Raw genomic sequence first — 10951 nt, 5'->3', positions numbered from 1 at the left:
GTTTTTTGTACTATTTGTTTGTAATTGTCATTATCTTATACATAAAATAATGATAAAATATGAATGATCAGCAGAAAAAATAATTATAAAAGTAACGAAGAAATGTTGATTCAAAGTTTAGCTAGTTGCTAAATTTTTGACATTTTTAAATACATTTTAAAAGTACATTGTTAATGCAATCTGTTTACAGTTAAAAATGATTGATAATTGTTTACTCAGTTAATTCTAAAAAAATAAATAGGGGTTGAATAGCATGTCTTTAAGAGATGAAGCATTAGAAATGCATAAAAAGAATCAAGGTAAATTAGAAGTAACACCTAATGTCAAAGTTACAAACAAAGATGAATTAAGTTTAGCTTATTCACCTGGTGTAGCCGAACCTTGTAAAGAAATACATGAAGATAAAAGAAAAGTTTATGACTATACTATAAAAGGTAATACAGTTGCTGTAGTAACAGATGGTACTGCTGTTTTAGGATTAGGGAATATCGGTCCGGAAGCAAGTATTCCAGTTATGGAAGGTAAAGCAGTATTATTCAAAAGTTTTGCTGGTGTTAATGGTGTTCCAATTGCGCTTAATACAACAGATACTGATGAGATTATTAATACTGTAAAATTACTTCAACCTAACTATGGAGGAATCAATTTAGAGGATATTTCAGCGCCGCGTTGTTTTGAAATTGAGGAAAGATTAAAAAAAGAAACTAATATTCCTGTTTTTCACGACGATCAACACGGTACAGCTATTGTAACTACAGCAGGCTTAATTAATGCCTTAAGAATTGTAGATAAAGATTTAGCCGACATTAAAGTTGTCCTCAACGGAGCTGGTGCAGCAGGTATTGCAATTGTAAAACTGTTATATTCATACGGTGTGAGAAATATGGTTATGTGTGATTCTAGAGGTGCCATATTTGAAGGCAGAAGTTATGGTATGAATGATACTAAAGAATATGTAGCTAAGTGGACTAATAAAGACAAAATAGAAGGCGAATTGAGTGAAGTTATTCAAGATGCAGATGTCTTCATTGGTGTTTCTATTGCAGATTTATTATCTAAAGAAATGGTAGAAAGTATGGCTAAAGATCCAATAATCTTTGCAATGGCTAACCCTAACCCAGAAATCAATCCTAATGATGCTAAAGAAGCTGGAGCTAAAGTAGTTGGAACAGGTCGTTCAGATTATCCTAACCAAATCAATAACGTATTAGCATTCCCTGGTATTTTTAGAGGTGCTTTAGATACTGAGGCAACACATATTAATGAAGAAATGAAAAAAGCTGCCGTAGAAGCTATTGCAGACTTAATTCAAAGTGATGAATTAGAGCCAAATTATTGTATTCCTGGTCCATTTGATAAACGTGTAGCGCCATCTGTAGCTAGAGAAGTTGCTAAAGCGGCTATGGAATCAGGTGTTGCTAGAATTGAAGTTGACCCACAAGATGTGTATGATAAAACAATGAAATTAACAGACTTAAAATAATTATAGTTGTAATGAGAGTGGGAGATTAATAAACATGTCATACTAAAAAAATAGTTGTATATGTTTTAAGAAAAATGTAAAACGGTATCGTTTTAACTAGGTTAAAGATGATAATATACCTAATCATATTCAAAAGTAGTTTTATATTTTTCTCTCTCACTTTTGTTATAATTTATTCATTTTATACATAACAATATAATCTACATGAAAAAATTAAGCCTAATAAGGGTCAAAGGTTTTTGGAGGTTTCCCTATGTTTAAAGATTTTTTTAATCGAACAAAGAAAAAGAAATATTTAACGGTTCAAGACTCAAAACAAAATGACGTACCAGCAGGAATCATGACTAAATGTCCAAAATGTAAAAAAATTATGTATACCAAAGAATTAGATGAAAACCTAAATGTATGCTTTAATTGTGACCATCATATTTCTTTATCTGCATATAAACGCATTGAAGCGATTTCTGATGAAGGTACATTTAATGAATTTGATAAAGGGATGACTTCTGCAAATCCATTAGATTTCCCTGGATACATTGAAAAAATTGAAAAAGATCAGAAAAAAACTGACTTAAATGAAGCTGTAGTAACAGGTACTGCCGAATTAGATGGTGTTAAGTATGGTGTGGCAGTTATGGATGCTCGTTTTAGAATGGGAAGTATGGGGTCAGTTGTTGGTGAGAAGATTTGTCGAATTATTGATTATTGCACAGAACAACGTTTACCATTTATTTTATTCTCTGCCAGTGGTGGTGCCCGTATGCAAGAGGGTATTATTTCTTTAATGCAAATGGGTAAAACAAGTGTTTCACTAAAGAAACATTCAGATGCAGGTTTACTTTATATTTCTTATATCACTAATCCTACTACAGGTGGTGTATCTGCTAGTTTTGCATCAGTTGGAGATATCAATCTAAGTGAACCAAAAGCACTAATAGGCTTTGCAGGACGTCGAGTAATTGAACAAACAATTAATGAAAAATTACCTGAAGATTTCCAAACAGCAGAATTTTTATTAGAGCATGGTCAACTAGATAAAGTGATACATCGAAAAGATATGAGAACTACACTTGCTAATATTTTAAATCTACATCAAGAGGTGAGAAGCTAATGCTTGATTTTGAAAAGCCACTTTTTGAAATAAGAAAGAAAATTGATTCATTAAAAGAATCTCAAGAAAAAAACGATGTTGATTTGCAAGAAGAAATCGATATGTTAGAAGCTTCTTTAGAACGCGAAACTAAAAAAGTGTATACAAATTTGAAACCGTGGGATAGAGTTCAAATTGCAAGGTTGCAAGAAAGACCTACGTCATTAGATTATATACCAAAGATTTTTGATTCATTTATAGAATTACATGGCGATCGTAATTTTAGAGATGACCCAGCAATGATTGGTGGTATTGGTTATTTAAATGGTAAAGCTGTTACTGTAGTTGGACAGCAAAGAGGTAAAGATACCAAAGATAATATTTATCGTAATTTTGGTATGGCACATCCAGAAGGCTATCGAAAAGCATTACGCTTGATGAAACAAGCAGAAAAATTTAACAGACCTATTTTTACATTTATTGATACTAAAGGAGCGTATCCTGGTAAAGCAGCAGAAGAAAGAGGACAAAGTGAATCAATTGCTACCAATTTGATTGAGATGGCCTCACTCAAAGTGCCTGTCATTGCAATAGTCATCGGTGAAGGTGGTAGTGGTGGTGCGCTAGGTATCGGTATTGCTAATAGAGTATTAATGCTTGAAAATAGTACATACTCTGTTATATCTCCTGAAGGAGCTGCTGCATTATTATGGAAAGATAGCAATTTAGCCAAAATAGCTGCAGAAACAATGAAAATTACGGCGAATGATTTACACCAACTTGATGTTATAGATGACGTAATTAAAGAACCTTTAGGCGGTGCGCACAAAGAAGTTGAAGAACAAGCTCAAACTATTAAAGAGGCTTTTGTGGCACATTTAGATGAATTAGAAAAACTTAATAAAGATGAATTAGCAGAAGATCGTTTTAATAAATTTAGAAATATTGGATCTTATGTAGAATAAATATTAGATAGAGTGATAGTTAAAATGAAGACTATTGCTCTATTTTTATTATTGTTAATATAAAATTCATAATTAAAAACGTTTACATCTACATAAGTACTTTCTTTTGATGGAAGAAGTAAAAAATTTATGGTAATTTAGAGTTGAAGATAAAACTAGATATAGGAAGGTATGTCGTCATGAAGAAAATTGCAGTTTTGACTAGCGGTGGAGATTCACCGGGGATGAATGCTGCTGTTAGAGCAGTTGTACGTACAGCAATTTACAATAATATTGAAGTTTATGGTGTATATCATGGTTATCAAGGTTTAGTTGAAGACGATATTCATAAACTTGAATTAGGCTCAGTTGGAGATACAATTCAACGTGGTGGGACATTCTTATTCTCAGCAAGATGTCCAGAATTCAAAGAAGAAGATGTACGTAAAGTAGCAATCGAGAATCTACGTAAAAGAGAAATTGAAGGTTTAGTAGTAATCGGTGGAGACGGAAGTTACCGTGGTGCTCAACGCATTAGCGAAGAGTGTAAAGAAATACAAACAATCGGTATTCCTGGAACGATTGATAATGATATTAACGGTACTGACTTTACTATTGGATTTGATACTGCGCTTAATACAATTATTGATTCAGTCGATAAAATTAGAGATACAGCTTCAAGTCATGCTAGAACATTTATCGTTGAAGTAATGGGACGTGATTGTGGTGACTTAGCACTTTGGGCTGGCTTATCTGTTGGTGCAGAAACAATTGTTGTACCAGAAGTTAATACAGAAATTAAAGAAGTGGCTGAGAAGATTGAACAAGGAATTAAACGAGGTAAAAAACATTCAATCGTTATGGTTGCTGAAGGTTGTATGAGCGGACAAGAATGTGCTGAAGAATTAAGTAAATATATAAATATTGATACTAGAGTGTCAGTATTGGGTCACATTCAACGTGGCGGTAGCCCATCTGGTGCTGATCGTGTATTAGCATCACGATTAGGTGGACATGCGGTTGAATTATTAATGAGTGGTGAAACAGCTAAAGGTGTTGGTATTAAACATAACCAATTAACTGCGACACCATTTGATGAAATCTTTGGTCATTCTGATCATAAATTTGATAAACAAATTTACCAACTAGCTAAAGAGTTATCTATATAAATTTCAGGAGGATTATAAAATGAGAAAAACTAAAATTGTATGTACTATTGGACCAGCATCTGAATCAGAAGAAATGATTGAAAAATTAATTAACGCTGGTATGAACGTGGCACGTTTAAACTTTTCACATGGTAGTCATGAAGAACATAAAGGTAGAATTGATACAATTCGTAAAGTGGCTAAACGTTTAAATAAAACTGTAGCTATTCTTTTAGATACTAAAGGACCAGAAATTCGTACTCATAACATGAAAGGTGGCGTTATCGAATTAGAAAAAGGTAAAGAAGTTATCGTAAGTATGAGTGAAGTAGAAGGTACACCTGAAAAGTTCTCTGTAACTTACGACAACTTAATTAATGATGTACAAGTAGGATCATACATTTTATTAGACGATGGTTTAGTAGAATTACAAGTTAAAGATATTGATCATAATAATGGTGAAGTAAAATGTGACATTTTAAACACTGGTGAACTAAAAAATAAAAAAGGTGTTAACTTACCAGGTGTTAAAGTAAATTTACCAGGTATCACTGATAAAGATGCTGATGATATTAGATTCGGTATTAAAGAAGATGTAGACTTTATCGCAGCAAGCTTTGTTCGTCGTCCAAGTGACGTATTAGATATCCGTGAAATCTTAGAACAAGAAAAAGCTAATATTACAATCTTTCCTAAAATTGAAAACCAAGAAGGTATTGACAATATTGAAGAAATTCTTGAAGTATCTGATGGTTTAATGGTTGCTCGTGGTGACATGGGTGTTGAAATTCCACCTGAAAAAGTACCTATGGTTCAAAAAGATTTAATTAGAAAATGTAACAAATTAGGTAAACCAGTTATTACTGCAACACAAATGTTAGATTCAATGCAACGTAACCCACGTGCAACACGTGCAGAAGCTAGTGACGTTGCAAATGCTATTTATGATGGTACAGACGCAGTAATGTTATCTGGTGAAACAGCTGCAGGTTTATATCCTGAAGAAGCAGTTAAAACTATGAGAAACATTGCAGTATCTGCAGAAGCAGCACAAGATTATAAAAAATTATTATCTGATAGAACTAAATTAGTTGAAACTTCACTAGTAAATGCTATTGGTATTTCAGTAGCTCATACAGCTCTAAACTTAAATGTTAAAGCAATTGTAGCTGCAACAGAAAGTGGTTCAACTGCACGTACTATTTCTAAATATCGTCCACATTCAGATATTATTGCTGTTACTCCTAGTGAAAAAACAGCTCGTCAATGTGCGATTGTATGGGGTGTTTATCCTGTAGTTAAAGAAGGACGTAAGAACACAGATGCATTATTAAATAATGCAGTAGCAACTGCTGTTGAAACAGAAAGAGTACAAAATGGTGACTTAATCATTATTACTGCAGGTGTTCCAACAGGTGAAAAAGGTACAACAAATATGATGAAAATCCATTTAGTTGGTGACGAAATTGCTAAAGGGCAAGGTGTTGGCCGTGGATCAGTTGTAGGTACTGCTATTGTTGCTGATTCAGCAAGTGATTTAAAAGATGTTGATTTAAGCGACAAAATCATCGTTACAAACTCTGTAGATGAAACATTAGTACCATATGTAGACCAAGCTATCGGTTTAATTACAGAAGAAAATGGTATTACATCACCTAGTGCAATCGTTGGCCTTGAAAAAGGTATTCCAACAGTTGTAGGTGTTGAAAATGCTACTAAAGAAATTAAAAATGATATGTTAGTTACTGTAGATGCTGCAAACGGTAAAGTATTCGAAGGTTATGCTAACGTACTATAATATATAAAATTATCGTCTAGATAATTGAAAATGCAAAAAGGATTGTAACAACTAAGTATTTTAACTTGGTAGTTACGATCCTTTTTAATATGTATAGGTAAATTAAAATAAAATAATTATACAAAAAAGTCAGTAAATGAATTTATAAAACTCGTTTACTGACTTTTTTAAGTTTAAAACTCAACTCAATGATAAATTAATCATTCAGTTTTCGGGATTCTTTTTTATATCTCCAATACATGAAACCTAACAATATGAACCATAACGGTGTTAAGTAAATTGCACGTCTAGTTGTTTCATTAACAAATAATAACCCAAATACTAAGATGAAGAATATTAAAATCACATAGCCCATATATTTACCACCAGGTAATTTATATATAGATTCTTTATGTAATTTTGGATTCTTTCTACTGTAATTAATATAAGCGACAATAATTAATGCCCATACGATTAAGAATAATACAGTCGATAAAGTAGTAACATAAGTAAATACTAATGTTGCATCTGGGAAGATATAATTTAATAATGCTGCAATTAGTAATAATGCTGATGAACCAATGATTGCTACATGAGGCACACCATTTTTATTAGTTTTACTAAAAGCAGGTGGCGCTTGCTTTTTATCTGATAAACCAAATAACATTCTACTATTTGAGAATATACCACTATTACAAGATGACGCTGCTGCAGTTAATACTACAAAGTTGATTAATCCAGCTGCAAATGGAATACCAATTAAAGTAAATAACTTAACGAATGGACTGTTATCAGGATCAACCTTATCCCAAGGAATAATTGACATGATAACAGCTAGGGCACCTACGTAAAATACTAGAATACGAATAGGTACACTATTTATTGCCTTAGGAATTGTTGATTCAGGATCTTTTGTTTCACCAGCAGTTACACCTATCATTTCTATACCAACGAAAGAGAATACTGCCATTTGGAATGACATAAAGAAGCCTGATGCACCTTTAGGGAATATTCCATGACTATATAAATTAGTTAAACTTGCATGACCAAACTGAGTTTTGTATGCAAATAAAATCATGACGGCACCTACAACAATTAAACCTAAAATAGTGACGATTTTAATGATAGAGAACCAAAATTCTAATTCTCCAAATAATTTAGCACTAAGCAAGTTAAATGACATTAGAACTAAAACGCAAAATAATGCGCTTATCCAATTGGGAACTGCAGGGAACCAAAAACTAACATATTTAGCTACAGCAGTTACTTCTGCCATACCTGTTATAATCCAACATAGCCAATAAGTCCAACCTGTAACAAATCCAGCAAATGGTCCAATGTATTTGTTAGTTACGTCTGCAAAAGATTTAAAATTAGTATTTTGAATTATAATTTCGCCTAACCCACGCATAAACATGAAAAGCATGAATCCAATAAAGATATACGTGAGTAATATTGAGGGACCCGTCATAGCAATCGTTTGTCCAGCACCCAGGAATAATCCTGTCCCAATAGCGCCACCGATGGCAATTAATTGCACATGACGATTGCTCAATTCTCTTTGTAGATTTTCAGCCATAAGACCTCTCCCTTACTTTTTATATAATTATATTATGCACTTATATTGGTTTTTATACAATTCATTTAATAAAAAAGTGTCGAAATACACTGCCTTATAATTAGAAATTTGTAATCATACACGATAACCAAATAAAAACTTTCTTATCTATTTAGAATCTCATACAAATTTATGTTTTGAAATACTGATATAAAGCCATTTCAAGAGCTATTCGACCATAGTGAAACCATTGGGCAATAGTAATTATTCATGATTTAAGAGATTTATTTGTTTCACAAAATCTTAATAATTAGCTATAATACTATTTGAAAGCCATTTCATAAAGAAATAGTAAAGGGGAAATTTATCATGGCAGAATTACAAAGAGGTTTGGAAGGGGTAATTGCAGCTGAAACTAAAATCAGTTCAATTATAGATAGCCAATTAACTTATGCAGGATATGATATTGATGATCTTGCTGAAAATGCCCAATTCGAAGAAATTATTTTTTTATTATGGAATTATAGACTTCCAAATAAAGAAGAACTACAAGAACTTAAGTCTAAATTATATGAGTATATGACTCTAAATCCAAGAGTATACAAACACTTTGAAGAATATGTAACTGATAAAGTACATCCAATGACAGCTTTACGTACTTCAGTTTCATACATTGCTCATTTTGATCCAGATGCTGAAGATGAATCTGATGATAAGAAATATGAAAGAGCTATTCGTATTCAAGCAAAAGTAGCTTCATTAGTAACTGCATTTTCACGAGTACGTGAAGGTAAAGAACCACTTAAACCAAATTCTGATTTAAGTTATGCAGCGAACTTCTTATATATGCTTAAAGGTGAACTACCTACAGATATCGAAGAAGAAGCATTTAATAAAGCATTAATCTTACATGCTGATCATGAGTTAAACGCATCTGCATTTACTGCTCGTTGTGCAGTATCTTCATTATCAGATATGTATTCTGGTATTGTTGCTGCTGTAGGTTCATTAAAAGGACCTTTACATGGTGGTGCTAATGAACGTGTAATGGCAATGTTACAAGAAGTAGGTTCTTTAGATAATGTAGACAAGTATTTAGATGAAAAATTTGCTAATAAAGAAAAAATTATGGGATTTGGTCACCGTGTATATAAAGAAGGAGATCCACGTGCCAAATATTTACGCGAAATGAGTAGAAAAATCACTGAAGAAACTGGTAAAAGTGAATTATATGAAATGTCATTAGCTATTGAAAAACGTATTAAAGAAGAAAAAGGATTAATTCCAAATGTTGACTTCTTTAGTGCTACTGTATATCACAGTATGGATATTCCACATGACTTATTCACACCAATTTTCGCAGTAAGTCGTACATCAGGCTGGATTGCGCATATCTTAGAACAATATAGAGATAATAGAATTATGCGTCCAAGAGCTAATTATATTGGTGAAACTGATCGCAAATATCTACCTATTGAAGAAAGATAATTAATCATTTATATTGTAAAATGAATTTTATTAAAATTACTTGGAGGTCAAATGTATGACAGCAGAAAAAATTACTAAAACTAACGACGGTTTAAATGTACCTAACGAACCAATTATTCCATTTATTATTGGTGACGGAATCGGACCAGATATTTGGAATGCAGCTAGCCGCGTGATTGACGCAGCAGTTGAAAAAGCTTATAACGGTGAAAAACGTATTGAGTGGAAAGAAGTACTAGCTGGACAAAAAGCATATGACAATACTGGAGAATGGTTACCTAAAGAAACTTTAGATACAATTAAAGAATATTTAATTGCTGTTAAAGGTCCTTTAACAACTCCAATCGGCGGAGGTATTCGTTCATTAAACGTTGCTTTAAGACAAGAGTTAGATTTATTTACATGCTTACGTCCTGTACGTTGGTTCCAAGGTGTACCATCACCAGTTAAACGTCCACAAGATGTTGATATGGTTATTTTCCGTGAAAATACAGAAGATATTTATGCTGGTATTGAATTTAAAGAAGGTACTCCAGAAGTTAAAAAAGTAATTGATTTCTTACAAGACGAAATGGGCGCAACAAATATTCGTTTCCCTGAAACTTCAGGTATTGGTATTAAACCAGTTTCAAAAGAAGGTACTGAAAGATTAGTAAGAGCGGCGATTCAATACGCTATCGATAATAATCGTAAAGCAGTAACTTTAGTTCATAAAGGTAATATCATGAAATTCACTGAAGGTTCATTCAAACAATGGGGTTATGATTTAGCTCATAACGAATTTGGTGATCAAGTATTTACTTGGCAACAATATGATGAAATTGTTGAAAAAGAAGGTAAAGACGCTGCTAATGAAGCACAATCAAAAGCGGAACAAGAAGGTAAAATTATTGTTAAAGATTCAATCGCTGATATCTTCTTACAACAAATTTTAACTCGTCCTTCAGAACATGAAGTAGTTGCTACAATGAACTTAAACGGTGACTATATTTCAGATGCATTAGCTGCACAAGTTGGTGGTATTGGTATCGCACCAGGCGCTAACATTAACTATGAAACTGGTCATGCTATTTTCGAAGCAACACATGGTACTGCTCCTAAATATGCTGGATTAAATAAAGTAAATCCATCATCTGAATTATTAAGTTCAGTATTAATGTTAGAACATTTAGGTTGGCAAGAAGCTGCTGATAAGATTACAGAATCTATCGAAGCAACAATTGCTTCTAAAATTGTTACTTATGACTTTGCACGTTTAATGGATGGTGCAAAAGAAGTTTCAACTTCAGAATTTGCTGATGAATTAATTAAAAACTTAAAATAATAAGATACAAGAAAAGACGGATTGGGAAACCAATTCGTCTTTTTATTAAGATTTTGTAAATTATTAGTTTTTAATATCATTTCTTATAAAAAAATGATAGCTTAATTAATGAAAAGACAATATTTTTCATATATTAGCT

The 10951-nt window shown here is 32.4% G+C and carries 8 protein-coding genes; 7 read left to right on the top strand and 1 reads right to left on the bottom strand.

Features of this window, described 5'->3' with window-relative positions; genetic code table 11:
- Positions 1 to 253: 253 nt before the first annotated feature.
- From ystJ to pyk, 5 genes are all read left to right on the top strand, one after another.
- Entirely contained in the window at positions 254 to 1483 is a 1230-nt protein-coding gene (ystJ, locus tag CD121_RS07200; protein ID WP_029055670.1) for an NADP-dependent malic enzyme, read from the top strand.
- A gap of 253 nt (positions 1484 to 1736) precedes the next feature.
- A complete protein-coding gene (gene accD / locus CD121_RS07195) occupies positions 1737 to 2594 on the top strand; it encodes an acetyl-CoA carboxylase, carboxyltransferase subunit beta (RefSeq protein WP_046466798.1) in 858 nt (285 codons plus the stop codon).
- Positions 2594 to 3538, top strand: a complete 945-nt coding sequence (locus CD121_RS07190) for an acetyl-CoA carboxylase carboxyltransferase subunit alpha (protein ID WP_017638219.1) — start codon at positions 2594 to 2596, stop codon at positions 3536 to 3538. Before accD ends, CD121_RS07190 begins: the two co-directional genes overlap by 1 nt.
- A 179-nt stretch (positions 3539 to 3717) precedes the next feature.
- On the top strand, positions 3718 to 4686 hold the full coding sequence (pfkA, locus tag CD121_RS07185; protein WP_017638218.1) for a 6-phosphofructokinase: 969 nt from the start codon (positions 3718 to 3720) through the stop codon (positions 4684 to 4686).
- A 19-nt stretch (positions 4687 to 4705) separates the two neighbouring features.
- Positions 4706 to 6463 carry a pyruvate kinase gene (pyk, locus tag CD121_RS07180; RefSeq protein ID WP_126567703.1) on the top strand — a complete coding sequence of 586 codons (1758 nt, stop codon included), beginning with the start codon at positions 4706 to 4708 and terminating at the stop codon, positions 6461 to 6463.
- Between the two features lie 196 nt (positions 6464 to 6659).
- Here the strand turns inward: pyk and CD121_RS07175 are convergent, their stop codons facing one another.
- A complete protein-coding gene (locus tag CD121_RS07175) occupies positions 6660 to 8021 on the bottom strand; it encodes an amino acid permease (RefSeq protein WP_126567700.1) in 1362 nt (453 codons plus the stop codon).
- A gap of 348 nt (positions 8022 to 8369) precedes the next feature.
- Here CD121_RS07175 and CD121_RS07170 point away from each other — a divergent pair, with 348 nt between their 5' ends.
- A complete protein-coding gene (locus CD121_RS07170) occupies positions 8370 to 9488 on the top strand; it encodes a citrate synthase (RefSeq protein ID WP_017638215.1) in 1119 nt (372 codons plus the stop codon).
- A 55-nt stretch (positions 9489 to 9543) separates the two neighbouring features.
- The gene (gene icd, locus CD121_RS07165; RefSeq protein ID WP_017638214.1) at positions 9544 to 10812 is read left to right on the top strand and encodes an NADP-dependent isocitrate dehydrogenase; all 1269 of its coding nucleotides are present in this window, start codon (positions 9544 to 9546) and stop codon (positions 10810 to 10812) included.
- The last annotated feature ends 139 nt before the right edge of the window (positions 10813 to 10951 follow it).

The sequence above is a fragment of the Staphylococcus pasteuri genome (genome assembly GCF_003970495.1).
Classification (GTDB): Bacteria; Bacillota; Bacilli; order Staphylococcales; family Staphylococcaceae; genus Staphylococcus; species Staphylococcus pasteuri.
This window is presented reverse-complemented; position numbering and strand designations above follow the sequence as displayed.